Origin of the sequence: Nocardiopsis sp. B62, assembly GCF_018070675.1 — a bacterium.
GTDB classification, from domain to species: domain Bacteria; phylum Actinomycetota; class Actinomycetes; order Streptosporangiales; family Streptosporangiaceae; genus Nocardiopsis; species Nocardiopsis prasina.
Genome location: NZ_JAGPXK010000031.1, coordinates 37,952 through 53,615, shown reverse-complemented (window position 1 = coordinate 53,615; position 15,664 = coordinate 37,952). Strand labels below are relative to the sequence as shown.

The following is a 15,664-nucleotide window of genomic DNA, read 5'->3' as shown; positions in this document are numbered from 1 at the left end:
GGGTGGGTGTGGGGGGTGGGGGGTTCGGGAATCGGGGTGAGTAGCAGGGGTGGGGATACGGGGGCGGGTGGGGTCCGTGTGGCCCGGCCCCGAGGACCGGGCCGCACGGCGGGAGGTGAGGGCTCGGGGCCCCGGGGTCAGCTGGCCGGTTGGTACAGCACCGCGTCGACCTCGATGGCGAAGCCGGGCAGGTCCGCCTGGATGGTGGTGCGCACCGGCGCCCTGTCACCGAAGTACTCCGCGAACACGCCGTTCATCGCCTGGAAGTCGTCCAGGTCGCGCAGGTAGACCCTGGCCTGGACGGCTTCGGACAGGTCGGCGCCCGCGGCCGCCGCGACGGTGGACAGGTTGTCGAACGTGGCCCGCGCCTGCTCCAGGAACGTGCCCTCGACCACCGACCCGTCGGTGCGGTGCGGCGTCGCCCCGGCGAGGTAGACGAAGTCCCCCGCGACGACCGCGTGGGAGTAGGGGCCGCCGGGCGGTGCGGCGTCCGGGGTGTTGACGATCTTCTTCTCGGACAAGGGTCCTCCTTGGGTTGGGTGGTGCCGGTGGGTACCGGACCGGTTCAGAACAGGGTGCGCACGGCGTCCACTACCCGGCCGTCGCCGTCCAGGACGGGGATCAGCGGCCACTTGTCGAACACCGTGCAGGCGTGGGACAGGCCGAGTTCGACCACGTCACCGACGCGCAGTGCCTCCTCGGCGGGGCCGCTGAGGTCGAGGAACGCGTGGTGGTCGTTGAGCTCGACCACTCGCGCGCCGTCCGTGAGGGGGATCCGCTCCCCGTCGCGCAGTATCGCGCGGGGTACCGGCAGGTCGACGTCGAACGACACGTCCCGCTTGCCGACCCCCAGCAGCGCCCGGCCCGGTTCGGGCCGGGACAGGACCCGGGCGTGGCAGCTCAGCGCGGGGCGCAGGGGGTCGTCGTCGGCGGCGGACCGCAGCGGCGACGCCCGTTCCATGAACAGGTCGTCGTGGGCCAGGTAGCAGCCGGACCGAACGATCCTGCGGATCGGCCGCGACAGCTCCGGGGGCTGCGCGAGGGCGTCGGAGACCAGGTCGGGGTAGCTGCTGCCGCCCGCGGTGACGATCACCTCAGCGGCGCCGTCGAACAGGCCCTCCGCGTCGGCCCGGCGGGCGAAGTCGTACAGGCGGTCCAGCCAGGCGCGCACGCGGTCCGGGGAGTCGTCGTCGCGACGCTGCGGGAACACGCCCTCGAAGGCCTCCACGCCGACGAGGGTGAGCGCGGGGCTCGCCGCCACCGTCCGGGCCAGGTCCAGGGCCCGGTCCATGTCCCGGACGCCCGTGCGGCGCCCGGCCACACCCAGTTCCACCAGGACCGGGAGCGGACGGGCGGCCCCGGCCAGGGCGTGTTCCATGATGCGGACCCCTGCGGCGGAATCCACCAGGCACAGCGGCTCGAAGCCAGGGTCGTCCAGGGCTTCGGCGAGCCACGCCAGCTGCTCCGGTTCCACGACCTCGTTGGCGATCAGGACCCGGGGGACGCCGAAGCGTCGCATCACCCGTGCCTGGGCGACGGTGGCCGCGGTCAGCCCCCACGCCCCGCGCTCCAGCTGCGCCGACCACAGCCCGGGGGCCATCGTGGTCTTGGCGTGCGGAGCGAGGTCGACGCCCCGCTCGGCGCACCAGCGGGCGAAGCGGTCGAGGTTGTGGGTGAGCGCGGCCTCGTCCAGGGTGACGGCGGGCAGCCAGAGGTCACTCAGGTGAAGGTCGGCGGCGCGGACCCGCTCCACCGTGGTGGGGCTTTCCGGCAGGGACCGAGCCTCGACCGGCGCGCGGTCGAGTTCGGTCAGGGGCGCGGCGGGCAGCCCGCCGCCGGTGGCGGAGCCGGTGCGTGGGGACCCCTGGCGGGCGTTCGGGGGTGGAGGTGGGGTGGTCTCGGTCAAGGTGCGCTCCCGTCGTTGTCCGGCTCTCAGGTCCGGTCCGTGGCGGCTGGGCGGGGGAAGGGCTCGTCGAAGTCCTCGGGGCGGTCCAGGCGCCGCACGGCGGAGCGGACCTGCTCCTGGCGGTGTTCCTCGGCGCTCTGCTGAGCCGCGCTCAGGGGAACCCACTCCGGCGGTGGCTCGGCCGCGCGCGGTGTGAGCAGGCGCCCGTCGGCGTAGGTCGCGGTGTTGGTCAGGCGCAGCGGGGCCTCACGTGTGCCGCCGTGCACGTCGACGACCGGGAAGCGCCCCTCCTCGGCGTCGAACACGGCGATGTCGGCGGCCTCGCCCGGGCGCAGCGTCCCGGCGGAGAGGCCGAAGGCGTGGGCGGGGCGGTGGGTCACGGCGGCCACCACGTCGGTCAGGCCCATCCCGGCGGCCAGGGCCTTGCCCATGACGGTCGGCAGGTCGAACGCGGGTCCGTACACCGAACGGATGTGGAGGTCGGTGGAGACGATCGGGACCAGTCCGGCCGCCAGCTCGGCTTCGAGCACGTCGAAGTCGAAGGCGCCGGAGCCGTGGCCGAGGTCGAAGAGCACACCGGAGTCGCGCAGGCGCAGGAGGGTGTCGGAGGGGCGTCCGTCGACGAGCAGGTCGGTGGCGACCCCGGTGGCGCAGTGGGTGACGACGTCGCCTTCGGTGAGCAGCGGCGCGATGTCGGCGAGGTCGGGCGGACCGTAGCCGATGTGCACCATGAGCGGACGCTCCAGGCGTCGTGCCAGCGCCACGGCCCTGCGGAGCGGTTCCAGACCGTGCGTGCCGACGGTGTGGCTGTCCATGCGCGCCTTGACGCCACAGACCAGATCGCCGTTGCGTGCCGCCACGGCGGCCGCGGCGTCGACGTCGAGGTTCTCCAGGACGTGGTGCTCGCCGGTGCGCCCGACCAGCCCGATCCCGGAGACGTTGACGAGGGCCCTCACACGGAAGGGCGCGGGTTCGACCACGGAGCGGCGCAGCCCCTCCAGGCCGTAGGCGCCGGCGGAGCCCGCGTCGATCCAGGTCGTGACGCCGGTGCGCCAGGCGATCGGTTCCGGGTCCACGCCCCAGTACGTGGAGCCGTGCAGCACGTGGGTGTGCGCGTCCACCAGGCCGGGAAGCACCAGCCTGCCCCGGACGTCCACGACCCGCGCGGCCCGTTCCACCGGGAGGTCGGCCGCGACCTCGGCGATCCGTCCGGCGCGTACGGCGACGTCGGCCGTCGCGTCACGCCCGCAGGCCGGATCGACGACGCGGCCTCCGCGCAACAGCAGGTCCCACACTCAAGCCACCTCCTTGTGCTGCGTCCTACGCAACGCTGTTGCGCAATAAACAACATCTTGAATAGCATTCGCCGGTGACGCAGGTCAATACACCCCATGACGCCAGTCACCAGACGAACCGGAGGTCGTGAGTGAGCACGCAGCGACGGAACGAGGTACCACCGCCGCCCTCCCCCGCGAGCTCCCAGGACGCGCCCCTCCCCCCGCTCGACGCCGTGTGCGTGGGCGAGACGATGGCGCTGCTCGTCCCCGAACCGAGCGGGAGCGCCCCTCCCCGCTTCCGCACCGAGGTCGGTGGCGCGGAGTCCAACGTCGCTGTGCACCTCGCCCGCGCCGGACGGACCGTGGGCTGGCGCAGCGCCCTTGGCGGCGACGTGTTCGGACGGCACGTGCGCGAGCGCCTGACCGGCGTCGGCGTGCGCTGCCTGGTCCGCGAGGACCGCGCACGCTCCACCGGGCTGTACATGAAGGAGCCCTCCCCCGAGGGCACACGGGTGCGCTACTGGCGCGCGGGATCGGCCGCCTCCACGCTGCACCGGGGCGACGCGGCCGAGGTGTGGCGGTGGCGGCCCCGCCTGGTGCACACGACCGGCATCACCGCCGTCCTGTCCGACACGGCCGAAGACCTGGTCCACGAGCTGGTCGGGCAGGCTCCCCCCACCACGCTGCGCTGCTTCGACGTGAACTACCGCCCCGCGCTGCACGGCGGGGACAACGCCGGGCTGCTGCTGGACCTGGCCCGCCGCGCGGACGTGGTGTTCTGCGGTCTCGACGAGGCGCAGGCGCTGTGGGGGGTGCCGACCCTGCCCGAACTGGTCCGGCACCTGACCGGACCGGACGCCGGACCCGACATCCTCGTCGTCAAGCAGGGCGCCCGGGGCGCCACCGCCGTCCGCGACGGACGGACCTGGTTCGAACCCGCGCCCAGGGTGGAGGTCGTCGAACCCGTCGGCGCCGGGGACGCCTTCGCCGCCGGGTTCCTCGACCGCCTGCTGGACGACGCGCCCCTGCCCGACTGCCTGGCGGAAGGCGCCAGACTGGCCGGGGTGGTGCTCGGCCTCCCCGGCGACATCCCGCCTCCGCCGGAGGGGAGCCCCGCCACCCGGTGAGGCCGTCCCGGTCCGCCGACCACACACAGGGGCCAGACCCCTGTCGACCAAGGGGAGAACCACCGGTGTCCAACAGTGTCGAACGAGCTCTGCGCATCCTCGTGGAGCTGGCCGACGGCCCCAGCACCATCAGCGAGCTCGGCCGCCGCCTCGACGTGCACCGCACGACCTCACTGCGCCTTCTGCGCACCCTGGAGGAGGAGCGGTTCGTGCGGCGCGCGGACGACGGCGCCTACCGGCTGGGGCCCCGGATGGCGGCCCTCGCGGCCGCCGCACTGGACGGGCTCGACATCCGTGACGGCGCCGCCCGGCACCTCGCGGCGCTGGGCGAGGCCTGCGGCCAGACCATCCACCTGGGTGTGCTCGAGGGCCACCAGGTGATGTACCTGGACAAGGTGGAGTCGCGCCAGGCGGTGCGGATGTACTCCCACATCGGCGCGCTGGCGCCGCTGCACGCCACCGGGATCGGCAAGGTCCTGCTCGCCTACATGTCCGCCGGAGAGCGCGACGCGCTGCTCGGGGCGGACCCCTACCCGCGCTTCACGCCGAACACCCTCACCGACAGGCAGGCGCTCGACGAGGTGCTCGACAGCACCGCTCGCCAGGGGTGGGTCCTGGACGACTTCGAGCACGAGGAGTTCATCCACTGCGTGTCCGCGCCCGTCTTCGACGCGGCCGGGAGGGTGGCGGCGGCGATCTCCGTGTCGGCCCCGAGCATGGTCCTGGACCGGCCGGGGCTGCTCGCGTACACCGAGGACCTCACCTCCACGGCGAGGGCCATCAGCGAAGAACTGGGTTGGAGCCAACCATGACCACGAACGACGGCGCCCGGGCGGGCTCGATCCCCCGCTGGGCCGACTTCTTCAGCGCGGGACTCTCCCCGGTCCCCCTGATCCTGATCCTGCGGGGGACCAACCCCGACGAGGCGGTCGCCGCCGCCCGGACCGCGTGGAGCGCCGGGGTGCGACTGGTGGAGGTCACCCAGGAGAGCGCCTCCGGACTGCCCGCCCTGGAGGCGGTGGTCCGGGCCGCCGAGGGACGGCTCCCCGTGGGCGCCGGAACGGTGACCACCCCGGAACGGCTGCGTCGCGCGGTGGAGGCGGGCGCCGAGTTCGGCGTGGCCCCGGGGCTCGACCCGGACACCGTCGCGGAGGCCGACCGCCTGGGCGTCCCCTTCCTCCCCGGGGTGTCCTCACCCACCGAGGCGGGCCACGCGCTCCGGCTGGGCGTCACCACGGTGAAGGCCTTCCCGGCCAACGTGCTCGGGCCCGCGTGGGTGTCCGCGATGGCGGGCCCGTTCCCGGAGCTGCGGGTGGTGGCCACGGGCGGGGTCAACGCCCGCAACGCCGCCGAGTACCTGCGCGCGGGTGCGATCGGCGTGGGTGTGGGCCGCTCCGCGACCGAGGGCGGCGCCCTGGCCGAACTCCTCCGGACCCTCTAGCCCTCCGGAACCTCCTGCGGTGGGCGCACCCTTCGTGCACCATGTGTGTATGGCCTCACCCCCCGAAGCCCACAACCACACCAGCGGACCCGTGTACGGCCACCTGATCCAGGCCCGGGACATCCATGGAGACGTCACCGTGAACGCGGCCCGGTCGGCCGCTCCGGTGCACGACGTCGGCCTCGATCCCCCACGTCTGGCCACGGCCGTGCGCGGGCGCGACGTCCTGTTGGCGGTGCTCCGCGACGCCATGGAACGGGGGGCGCCGGTCCCCCACGTGCTCACCGGCCCCGGCGGGTTCGGCAAGACCACCGTCGCGGCCTCGCTCGCCGAGCACGCCCGGTCCGAGGGCTGGACGGTGTTCTGGGTGCGCCCGGACACGATCCTGCCGAGCATGCTGGAGGTCGCCGTGGAACTCGGCGGCACCCGGGAGGAGGCCGAGGGGTTCAGGACCGCCCCGAGGTCGGCCGCCCGCTGGGTCTGGCGGCACCTGGACGCGTCTCCGCGCCCCTGGCTGCTGGTGATCGACAACGCCGACCAGCCGGAGCTGTTGGACCCGGTGAACAGGCCCGGGGAGCAGCGCGGCTGGATGCGGTCCAGTCCGGGCGGGTTCGTCCTGGTCACCAGCCGAGTGGACGACCCCGCGCTGTGGGCGCCCGCCCAGGTGCACCGCGTGGACTCCCTCGAAGGTCCGGACGCGGTGAACGCGCTCATCGACCACACGGGAGGACGGGAACTGCCCGGAGCGCAGGAGCTGGCCGCGCGCCTCGGCGGAGTCCCCCTCGCCCTCTTCCTGGCCGGGCGCATCCTCGCCACACACGGAGTCCTCTTCCCCGACCCGAACTCCCTGTTGGCGCACCTGGACGAGGACCTCGCGCGGCTCGACGAACTCTCCGCACCACTGGTGACCGGTGAGGACGGCGAACGCCGGTTGCTCTCCGGAGTGTGGGAGCTGTCCCTGCGCATGGTGGGCGAACGCGACCCGCACGCTGAGGCCGTGCTGCTGACCCTGGCCCTGCTCGGCCCGCGCGGTCGGACCGTGCCGCTGCGCAGGCTGCCGCTCTCCGGACTGCTCGACCACGTCCTGACCCCCTCGGAACACCCCTTGGACGAGGCGGCCTTCGCCCGGGCTGTGAACGCACTCGCGGTCCACGGGCTGGTCGAGGTCGACCAACTCCACGAGGAGGTCGGGCTGCGACTGCACCCGCTGGTCTCGGAGACGGTCCGTGCGCGACTCGGCGTGGACGACGCACGCCTGGTCATCGGGGTCGCCGAACTCCTCGCCGGTCAGGTCGACGAGGACCCGTGGTTCGAGCTGGGTGCGTTCGCCGCGCTCAACGCCGTGGCCTCACGCGTCCCGGCCCTCGGCCCGGCCTTCCTGGTGGAGACGGGCCTCGCGGAGGCCACCGCCCACATCCAGCTGGGGCAGTTCGCGGAGGCGGAGGGCTCCGCGGGCGCCGCTCGGCGCACCGCTGAGGAGGCACTCGGTCCCGACCACCCCCTCACCCTCCAGGCCCGGCACCTGATCGCGGAGGGGCTGCTCTTCCAGGAGCACGTCTCGGAGGCGGAGCGGGAGTACCTGGCCCTTCTGGAGGACCGTAGGAGGGCCCTCGGCGCAGAACACCCCCGGACCCTGGACACCCTCCACCAGATCGCGCTGGTGGCCGGGATGCGGGACGACTGGGCCTCCGCCCGGGCACAGCACGAGGAGATCCTCCGGGCGAGACTGCGAGTCCAGGGCCCGGAGGCCGTCGAGACCCTGGCCTCGATGGACGCCCTGGGCTACGCCGCGATGCACGAGAGCGACCTCAGCGCGGCGGAGGAGCTGTTCCGGGAGGTCGAGCGGACCCGCGAGCGCCTGCTGGGCCGCGAGCACCGACTCACCATGAACGCCACGTACAAGCTCGGCCTGCTCGCCCTGCGCCGTGGTCGGCCGTCCGACGCCCGGATCCACTTCCGCGCGGTTCTGGAGACCCGCAGCCGGGTCCTGGGAGAGGACCACCCCCAGACCCAGCTGGCCCGTGAACGACTGGCCGGGGTGCCCCGTCCGGAACCACGCAACTCGGGCGGCTCCTCCGGTTAGCCCGCCACCGGGAGGGCGGCCGGGGCGTCCTCGATGTCGCCGGACACGCCCTCCTGGTAGGCCCTCTTTCCCACCGTGAACACGTAGACGAAGAACAGGACCTCCGCGACCACGCCGATGCCGATGGCGATCCACGTGTTGGTGATCCACCCGGTGACCAGGCCCTCGATCAACCCCGAGATGAACAGGACCACCACCAGGCCCAGGACCACCGCGATGGCCGCCCGGGCCTCCTCGCCGAGGGCCCGCAGTCGGGTGCGCTCGCCCGGGGAGATCAGCGACCAGCCGATCTTCAGGCCCACCCCACCGGCGACGAACACGGCCGTCATCTCCAGCAGGCCGTGCGGGAGGATCAGCGCGAAGAACACGTCGCCGCGCCCCATCGCGAACATCATGCCCCCGGCCATCCCGAGGTTGACGGCGTTGAGGAACAGCACGCCGATGGTGGGCAGCCCGAACGCCACTCCGAAGATGATCGCCTGCGCCGCCACCCAGGCGTTGTTGGTCCACACCTGGGCTGCGAAGGAACCCGCCGGGTTCTCCACGTAGTAGTTGGCGAAGTCGTGCTCGACGTAGCGGGCGATGGACTCGGGGGTGCCCAGGGCCGCCAGGACCTCCGGGTTGGTGGCGATCCACACCCCGGTGACCGTCGCCACGGCGAGGGTCGCGGCGGTCACGCCGATCCACCACCAGCGCAGACGGTAGAGCACGGCCGGGAACACCCGGGTGAAGAAGCCGGTGACGTCGGTCCACGAGGAGGCGTGCGAACCGGTGACCGCGGACCGGGCCCGGGCCACCTGGGAGGTCAGCCGACCGGCCAGTTCCGGATCGTGCCCGGAGGAGCGCACCACCGACAGGTGGGTCGACACCCTCTGATAGAGCTCGACGAGTTCGTCGATCTCCTCACCTGTGAGCGAACGGCGCCGACGCACCAGTTCGTCCAGTCGTTCCCACTCCTGGGCGTGCGCGGCGGCGAACACGTCGATATCCACGTAAGGGACATTACTGGATTCGGTCACTGCCTCCGAGACGGGTGAGAACACGGCCGCGCGCTGGCGGGTAGTGTCAGGGGGACGGTTTCAGACACCCGGTAAGGGAGCGTGCACTGGTGTCCTATCCCGGTGGTGGCGAGACCCGTGACGACATGTACGGCGTGACGCCGCTGGTCACGGGTGACGCGGTGGTACTCGAACTGCGCCCGGCCGGGTTCGCCACGCGCGCGGCGGCGATCGCCATCGACTTCCTCGTACAGGTCATCACGCTGATCGCCCTGGGCCTGGTCGTCAACTGGGTCGCCGTGAGCGTCGACTTCGCCGCGACCAGCGCGCTCTCGCTGGCCGCGACCATCCTCGTCATCGTCGGCTACCCCACCGCGTTCGAGTCGATCTCACGCGGTCGTTCCCTGGGCAAGATGGCCCTGGGACTGCGGGTGGTGGGCACCGACGGCTCCCCCGAACGGTTCCGGCAGGCGCTGGCCCGCGCGCTCTCCGGGTTCGTCGAACTGTGGATGACCATGGGTGTGATCGCCCTGATCACCTCGATGCTCAACCGGGACGGCCGCAGGGTCGGGGACTTCGTGGCGGGGACCATGGTGGTGGAGGAGCGCACCGGCGGCCGCCGCGACGCGGCCATCCCCATGCCGCCGCACCTGGCCGCCTGGGCCGCGACCACCGAGCTGTCGCGCCTGTCCCCGGAGACCGCCAACGCAGCGCGCCAGTACGTCCTGCGCTACGGCGAGCTGGCCGAGCACACCCGCCACGAGATGGGCACCCAGCTCGCCGACTCGGTGGCCTCGCAGATCAGCCCGCTCCCGCCGCCCGGCACCACCCCGCCGTACTTCCTCGCCGCCGTGCTGGCCGAGCGCCGCCGACGCAGCCTGGAGGCCATGAACCCCGGCCACACCGGACGGGGTCAGGGGCGCCAGGATCTGAGGTAGGCCTCCTGGTCGGGGGTGAGGACGTCGATGCCCACCCCCAGGGCGGTCAGTTCGAGCCGGGCCACCTCGTTGTCGGTCTCCTCCGGCACCTCCACCACTCCGGGGGCGAGGGTGGCGTGCTCCCTGGCCAGCCACTCGGTGGTGAGGGCCTGCACGGCGAACGACATGTCCATGACGGCGGCCGGGTGGCCCTCGGCGGCGCCCAGGTTGACCAGCCGCCCCTCGGAGAGCAGCAGCAGTCTGCGGCCGTCGGCGAACTCGTACTCGTCGGCCTGTTCACGCACACCACGGTCCACGCCGACGGACAGCGACTCCAGCGCGTTGAGGTCGATCTCCAGGTCGAAGTGGCCCGAGTTGGCCAGGATCGCCCCGTCGCGCATCACCGCCAGGTGTTCACGGCGGATCACGTCGCGGTTCCCGGTGGCGGTCACGAACACGTCCCCGACCGGAGCGGCCGTCTCCATGGTGGCGACGGTGTACCCCTGCATCACGGCGTCCAGCGCCTTGACCGGGTCCACCTCGGTGACGACCACATGGGAGCCCATGCCCCGGAACCTCTCGGCCAGGCCCCGCCCGCAGTAGCCGAACCCGGCCACGACGACGGTCCGCCCGGCCAGGAGCGTGTTGGTGGCGCGCAGGACCCCGTCCACGGTCGACTGCCCGGTGCCGTAGCGGTTGTCGAACATGCGCTTGGTACGGGTGTCGTTGACCGCGACCATCGGCAGCCGGAGTTCGCCCTCCGCACTCATCCTGCGCAGCCGGATCACGCCGGTGGTGGTCTGCTCGCAACCGCCGAGGACCCCCTCCAGCAGCTCGGGACGGCCCACGTGCGCGGTGTTGACCAGGTCGCAGCCGTCGTCCAGCAGCAGGTGCGGCCGGGACTCCAGGACGGTGACCAGGTTGCGGTCGTAGGCGGCGGTGTCCATACCCGCCCACGCATGCACGGCGACTCCGTACTCGGCGACCAGGGCGGCGGCGGTGTCGTCCTGCGTGGACAGCGGGTTGGAGGCGGCCAGCCACACCTGTGCCCCGCCCGCGCGCAGGACGCGGAGCAGGTTGGCGGTCTCGGCGGTGACGTGCAGGCAGGCTGCCACCCGGAGCCCGTCGAGCGGCCGTTCCTCGGCGAACCGGGAGCGGACGCTGCGCAGGACCGGCATGGAGCGTTCGGCCCACGCCACACGGCGGACCCCGGCCCTCGCGAGGCCGAGGTCCGCCACCTCGTGTGAGGGAGGAGTCATCTGTGGAACGACTCGCCCCTAGTAGCGGTAGTGGTTGGGCTTGAACGGCCCGGCCACGTCCACGCCGATGTAGGCGGCCTGCTCCTTGGTGAGCTCGGTCAGCTTGACGCCGAGCGCGTCCAGGTGCAGACGGGCGACCTTCTCGTCGAGGATCTTCGGCAGCGTGTACACGTCGGTCGGGTACTCGTCGGGCTTGGTGAACAGCTCGATCTGCGCGATGACCTGGTTGGTGAAGCTGTTGGACATCACGAAGCTGGGGTGCCCGGTGGCGTTGCCCAGGTTCAGCAGACGGCCCTCAGAGAGCACCAGAACGGACTTGCCGTTCTCCTGGGTCCACTCGTGGACCTGCGGCTTGATCTCCTTCTTGGTGATCCCGGGGACCTTCGCCAGACCGGCCATGTCGATCTCGTTGTCGAAGTGGCCGACGTTGCCGACGATCGCCTGGTGCTTCATGCGCAGGATCTGGTCGGCCATGATCACGTTGAAGTTGCCGGTGGTGGTGACGAAGATGTCACCGACCTCCAGCACGTCCTCCAGCGTGGTGACCTGGAACCCGTCCATGGCCGCCTGGAGGGCGTTGATCGGGTCGATCTCGGTGACGATGACGCGGGCGCCCTGCCCGCGCAGCGCCTCGGCCGAGCCCTTGCCGACGTCGCCGTAACCGCAGATCACGGCGACCTTGCCGCCGATGAGAACGTCGGTGGCGCGCATGATGCCGTCCGGCAGCGAGTGGCGGATGCCGTACTTGTTGTCGAACTTGCTCTTGGTGACGGAGTCGTTGACGTTGATCGCCGGGAACGACAGGCTGCCGTCACGCTGCATCTCGTAGAGGCGGAGCACACCGGTGGTGGTCTCCTCCGTGACGCCCTTGATGTCCCCGGCGATGGTGGTCCACTTGGTGGAGTCCTTCTTGAGGCTCTCCTGGAGGAGGGTCAGGACGACCTCGAACTCCTCGCTGTCAGCCGTTGAGGGGTCCGGTACGGCGCCGGCCTTCTCGAACTCGGCGCCCTTGTGGACGAGCATGGTGGCGTCGCCGCCGTCGTCCAGGATCATGTTGGGGCCCTCGGCGCCGGGCCAGGTGAGGGCCTGCTCGGTGCACCACCAGTACTCCTCCAGCGTCTCGCCCTTCCAGGCGAAGACGGGGACGCCCTTGGGGTCGTCGACGGTGCCGTCGGGGCCGACCACCACGGCGGCCGCGGCGTGGTCCTGGGTGGAGAAGATGTTGCAGGAGACCCAGCGGACCTCGGCGCCCAGGGCGATGAGCGTCTCGATCAGGACCGCGGTCTGCACGGTCATGTGCAGGGAGCCCATGATGCGGGCGCCCGTGAGGGGCTTGCTGTCGCCGAACTCGGCGCGGGTGGCCATGAGGCCGGGCATCTCGTGCTCGGCGAGACGGATCTCGTCGCGGCCGAACTCGGCCAGGGAGAGATCGGCGACCTTGAAGTCGAAAGCCATGCGTTCCTCACTCGTCAAGTCATGGGTTGCCACCCGATTCTAGGCCCGCGACCACCCTCTGCACACAAACCTCACACAGAGATGTCAGATTCGCGCGATGTGGGGCCGGTGTTGGGTTAGGGTCACCTGCATGGCCGCCCTCGACGACGACCCCACAGCGCACGGACCGCAGGACGCGCCGGTCCCCATCTCCGCGGCAGCCGAGCGAGTCGGCAGCACGGCCCGCATGCTGCGCTACCGAGAGGGACTCGGCCTGCTCCCCCGCACCCAGGAACAACCCACCGGGCGGGGCCACCGACACCGCCGGTTCACGGAGGAGGACCTGCGCACGATCGCGGGTGGGCTGGAGCTGGAGCGCGAGTTCGACATCCCTCCCGCCGCGCTCGCCTTCGCCCTGCGGGTCCTCGCCGAACCCGAGGTGCTGGCCCGGGTGCGCGCGCACGGCGAACGTCTGGGCAGGTTGGCGGCCGCCCCCACCCGCGCACTGGACTTCGAGAAGGAGAAGGCCATGCGCCTGCTGCACTCCCGACGCCCCGCACCCACCGGTACCGGGACGCGCAACAACAACTCTGGTTGACCCGGGGACACGGCCGTCACCGGACACCCGCACCTAACGTTCGGCATGTTTTGGCAAAGAGTCCACGGGCTACGGATGAGACCGTGGACAGCCAACTCGGCGACACGGCCTGGGAGACACTCCCCGAGCGCGTGCGCGAAGACCTCAGGGACGTCGACCTGCTCCGGAACGTCTGGGCCAAGCGGCGCCAGGACCGGCCCCACCAGCAACACGGGGCCGCGCGACGGGAACTGACGCGGGACCGCGTCCGGGAGTGGGGCGGCGGGCCCGACCTCACCGACCTGCTCCTGCACGGCGAGCCAGGGTCCGGAGAACCCATCACCGGGCCTCACGTGGCCGCCCTGGCCGGGCGGGTGGCCGAACTCCCCTCCGGTGGGGAGCGCCGGGGCAACGCGCCCGAGAGCCCCCCGTTGCGGCCGCTCCGGACCGCGCTGTCCACCGAACACACAATCCGCCTGGCCCGCGCCGCCAGTGTTCCCGCCCACCCGGTGGTGCGGGCCGCGCACACCTACGCCGAGTGCGTGCGGGTGGCGGCCGAGGCCTCCGGGGAGGAACCGGACGGCGGCGGGGCGACCTGGGCCCTGCCCTGGGTACTGGCCTCACGGGTCCTCCAGCGGGCCGACCTGCCTCCTCTGCTCCTGGACCCCGGCACGCCTCCGCCCGCCCCGGTGGACAAGCGCGACCCCGAGGAGGAGCTCGCGCCCCTGGTCTCCCACATGGCGCGCCTGGTCACCGGGGCGCTTCGCGACGAACTCGCGTGGAACCCGGAGGCGGTGGCCCCGACGGGTCGCCCCGTCCCCCCGCTGACCGCCGTGACGCGCCGCCGGATCCTGGACCACGTGCGGTCCCGGCGCGGCTCGGTCGCGTTCCTGCTGAGCGCCCTGGACCCGGCGGCGACCGCCACCGTGACCTCGGGCGACGGCGGCCGGGGTGGGACCGCGGCGCACTGGTGGACCTGCCTGGAACTGGTGGCGGACGGGGCGTCGATGGCCCTGTACGTGGTCGTGCGGGACGTCGGCAGCCCGCCCTCGGGGGTGCTGGCGGTGACGGCGAACGCGCGCCTGGTGACCCCTGAGGGGGCGCGGCGGGCGCTGGAGATGTCCCGGAGCGAGAGCGTCACCGTTCTGCCCACGGACTGCGTGGACGATCGCTGGCCGCAGGTACGGGACCTGGTGGACGAGGCGGTCTCGCGCGCCGTCGACGGGCTCACCCGGGGTTGAGCTCGGAGGCGGAACCTGTCGTCAGCCGCTGAGGCCCAGGATCAGCAGGAGCAGCAACAGGATGATGATGGTGACCAGCACCGCCGGGATCACCCAGCCCTGCTGGAGGATCGAGTCCTGCTGGCTCGGCTGCTGGTGCGGCTGCTGGTGCGGCGTGTAGGTCTGGTTCGGGTTGGCCGCCCCGGTCATCATCGGGTTGGCGCCCTGGTGCACGGCCTGCGACTGGTGGTGCTGGCCCGGCGCGCCCGGCCTCGGGTTGGACATGCCCGGGTGTGCGGCGAACCCGGCCTGCCGCGGATCCGAGCTCATCGGGTGGCCGACCTGCCCCGGACGGGGGTTGGAGGTCCCCGGGTGAGCGCCGAACGGGCCCGGGATGGACACGCCTGTCGGGTAACCCATACCCGGCTGCCCGCCGGTCTGCGGGTACTGCACGGGCGGCAGCTGGTTGCCGTTGAGCATGCCGGTCTGGGCGACCCGCTCGCCCTGCTGGAGGGCGTCGTCGGCGTTGTTCGAGGGGTGGGCCGGGCCGTCGTGGCCGAGCAGCCGCATGAGCAGGGTCTGGGCGTTCGGGCGGCGGTTCGGGTCCTTGTCCAGGCAGGACTCCACGATCGGCCGCAGCGCCTCGTCCAGCCCGTCCAGGTCCGGCGGAGCGCTCACCACGCGGTGCACGACCGCCGGAACGGTGTCGGATCCGAACGGCGCGCGGCCGGTCGAGGCGAACGCGATCACGCAGCCCCAGGCGAAGATGTCGCACTTGTCGGTGATCCCGCGGCCCTCGATCTGCTCCGGCGCCATGTAGGAGGGCGTACCGACGATCGAGTTGGTCATCGTGGCGGTGCCGTCGTCGACCCGGGCGATACCGAAGTCGATCACCCGCGGACCGTCCGGGCCCAGCAGCACGTTGCCCGGCTTGAAGTCGCGGTGGACGATCCCCGCCTTGTGGATGGCCACGAGCGCCGTGGCGGTGGAGACGGCCAGGCGCTGGAGCGCGGCGCCCCGCACCGCCTTGCCCTTGGCCACCGTCTCCTGGAGGTCCTTGCCCGGCACGAACTCGCTGACCACGTAGGGCGGTTCGCTGTCGAGCTGGGCGTCGATGACGGCCGCAGTGCAAAAGGACGCGACCCGTTGGGCGGCCCGCACCTCCTTCTCGAACCGCTTGCGCAGGTCGGCGTCGGCGGACCACTGGTCGTTGAGGACCTTCACCGCGTACTCGTCGCCGTTGCCGTCCTCGGCGAGGTAGACGACCCCCTGGCCGCCCTTCCCGAGACGTCCGGTCACGCTGTAGGCGCCGAACGAGGAGGGGTCGCTCGGCAGTAGCGATTCGGGACCGGGCATCGATGTCCTCCGGAGGTGGGCTGAGCGGGGGCGCAGCATCAGGTTAACGGGCACGGGACGCCGGGCGGG

General features: G+C 72.3%; 14 protein-coding genes. 7 read left to right on the top strand and 7 right to left on the bottom strand.

The window, feature by feature from the left end; all coding sequences use genetic code 11:
* Positions 1-137: 137 nt before the first annotated feature.
* The 3 genes from KBX21_RS23305 to KBX21_RS23295 are packed head-to-tail and all read right to left on the bottom strand — an operon-like array spanning position 138 to position 3,201.
* The gene (locus KBX21_RS23305) at positions 138-521 is read right to left on the bottom strand and encodes a RidA family protein (RefSeq protein WP_210843725.1); all 384 of its coding nucleotides are present in this window, start codon (positions 519-521) and stop codon (positions 138-140) included.
* Between the two features lie 44 nt (positions 522-565).
* A complete protein-coding gene (locus KBX21_RS23300) occupies positions 566-1,906 on the bottom strand; it encodes an alanine racemase (protein WP_210843722.1) in 1,341 nt (446 codons plus the stop codon).
* A 26-nt stretch (positions 1,907-1,932) separates the two neighbouring features.
* Positions 1,933-3,201, bottom strand: a complete 1,269-nt coding sequence (locus tag KBX21_RS23295; protein WP_210843720.1) for an amidohydrolase family protein — start codon at positions 3,199-3,201, stop codon at positions 1,933-1,935.
* A 233-nt stretch (positions 3,202-3,434) separates the two neighbouring features.
* Here KBX21_RS23295 and KBX21_RS23290 point away from each other — a divergent pair, with 233 nt between their 5' ends.
* From KBX21_RS23290 to KBX21_RS27000, 4 genes are all read left to right on the top strand, one after another.
* Entirely contained in the window at positions 3,435-4,310 is an 876-nt protein-coding gene (locus KBX21_RS23290) for a sugar kinase (protein ID WP_247666224.1), read from the top strand.
* Positions 4,311-4,375: 65 nt separating this feature from the next.
* Complete coding sequence (locus KBX21_RS23285; RefSeq protein WP_210843718.1) at positions 4,376-5,122, top strand: IclR family transcriptional regulator; 747 nt, start codon at positions 4,376-4,378, stop codon at positions 5,120-5,122.
* A complete protein-coding gene (locus KBX21_RS23280; protein ID WP_210843716.1) occupies positions 5,119-5,751 on the top strand; it encodes a bifunctional 4-hydroxy-2-oxoglutarate aldolase/2-dehydro-3-deoxy-phosphogluconate aldolase in 633 nt (210 codons plus the stop codon). Before KBX21_RS23285 ends, KBX21_RS23280 begins: the two co-directional genes overlap by 4 nt.
* A 49-nt stretch (positions 5,752-5,800) precedes the next feature.
* Positions 5,801-7,834 carry a tetratricopeptide repeat protein gene (locus tag KBX21_RS27000; protein WP_210843708.1) on the top strand — a complete coding sequence of 678 codons (2,034 nt, stop codon included), beginning with the start codon at positions 5,801-5,803 and terminating at the stop codon, positions 7,832-7,834.
* Here the strand turns inward: KBX21_RS27000 and KBX21_RS23270 are convergent.
* Positions 7,831-8,826, bottom strand: a complete 996-nt coding sequence (locus tag KBX21_RS23270; RefSeq protein ID WP_049578641.1) for a stage II sporulation protein M — start codon at positions 8,824-8,826, stop codon at positions 7,831-7,833. The two genes, KBX21_RS27000 and KBX21_RS23270, sit on opposite strands and share 4 nt — an antisense overlap.
* 116 nt (positions 8,827-8,942) lie before the next feature.
* On the opposite strand from KBX21_RS23270, the gene KBX21_RS23265 reads away from it, so the two are divergent.
* Positions 8,943-9,770 carry an RDD family protein gene (locus KBX21_RS23265; protein ID WP_049578643.1) on the top strand — a complete coding sequence of 276 codons (828 nt, stop codon included), beginning with the start codon at positions 8,943-8,945 and terminating at the stop codon, positions 9,768-9,770.
* Here KBX21_RS23265 and ahcY (KBX21_RS23260) read toward each other — a convergent pair.
* Together ahcY (KBX21_RS23260) and ahcY (KBX21_RS23255) are read right to left on the bottom strand one after the other, a co-directional pair.
* Entirely contained in the window at positions 9,746-11,008 is a 1,263-nt protein-coding gene (gene ahcY / locus KBX21_RS23260; protein WP_210843706.1) for an adenosylhomocysteinase, read from the bottom strand. The genes KBX21_RS23265 and ahcY (KBX21_RS23260) overlap by 25 nt on opposite strands.
* A gap of 18 nt (positions 11,009-11,026) precedes the next feature.
* Complete coding sequence (gene ahcY / locus KBX21_RS23255; RefSeq protein WP_049578647.1) at positions 11,027-12,463, bottom strand: adenosylhomocysteinase; 1,437 nt, start codon at positions 12,461-12,463, stop codon at positions 11,027-11,029.
* A gap of 130 nt (positions 12,464-12,593) precedes the next feature.
* Between ahcY (KBX21_RS23255) and KBX21_RS23250 the strand changes: the two genes are divergently transcribed.
* Positions 12,594-13,040 (top strand): MerR family transcriptional regulator, encoded by a 447-nt coding sequence (locus tag KBX21_RS23250; protein WP_049578650.1) that lies wholly within the window; start codon positions 12,594-12,596, stop codon positions 13,038-13,040.
* A gap of 83 nt (positions 13,041-13,123) precedes the next feature.
* Positions 13,124-14,260, top strand: a complete 1,137-nt coding sequence (locus KBX21_RS23245) for a hypothetical protein (protein ID WP_049578652.1) — start codon at positions 13,124-13,126, stop codon at positions 14,258-14,260.
* A 21-nt stretch (positions 14,261-14,281) separates the two neighbouring features.
* Here the strand turns inward: KBX21_RS23245 and KBX21_RS23240 are convergent, their stop codons facing one another.
* Positions 14,282-15,595, bottom strand: a complete 1,314-nt coding sequence (locus tag KBX21_RS23240) for a serine/threonine-protein kinase (RefSeq protein WP_210843704.1) — start codon at positions 15,593-15,595, stop codon at positions 14,282-14,284.
* Positions 15,596-15,664 lie beyond the last annotated feature (69 nt).

Coding starts and splice junctions, on each gene's coding strand:
- KBX21_RS27000 (WP_210843708.1), top strand. CDS start 5,801: ATGGCCTCACCCCCCGAAGCCCACAACCACACCAGCGGACCCGTGTAC.
- KBX21_RS23280 (WP_210843716.1), top strand. CDS start 5,119: ATGACCACGAACGACGGCGCCCGGGCGGGCTCGATCCCCCGCTGGGCC.
- ahcY (WP_049578647.1), bottom strand. CDS start 12,463: ATGGCTTTCGACTTCAAGGTCGCCGATCTCTCCCTGGCCGAGTTCGGC.
- ahcY (WP_210843706.1), bottom strand. CDS start 11,008: ATGACTCCTCCCTCACACGAGGTGGCGGACCTCGGCCTCGCGAGGGCC.
- KBX21_RS23290 (WP_247666224.1), top strand. CDS start 3,435: ATGGCGCTGCTCGTCCCCGAACCGAGCGGGAGCGCCCCTCCCCGCTTC.
- KBX21_RS23250 (WP_049578650.1), top strand. CDS start 12,594: ATGGCCGCCCTCGACGACGACCCCACAGCGCACGGACCGCAGGACGCG.
- KBX21_RS23240 (WP_210843704.1), bottom strand. CDS start 15,595: ATGCCCGGTCCCGAATCGCTACTGCCGAGCGACCCCTCCTCGTTCGGC.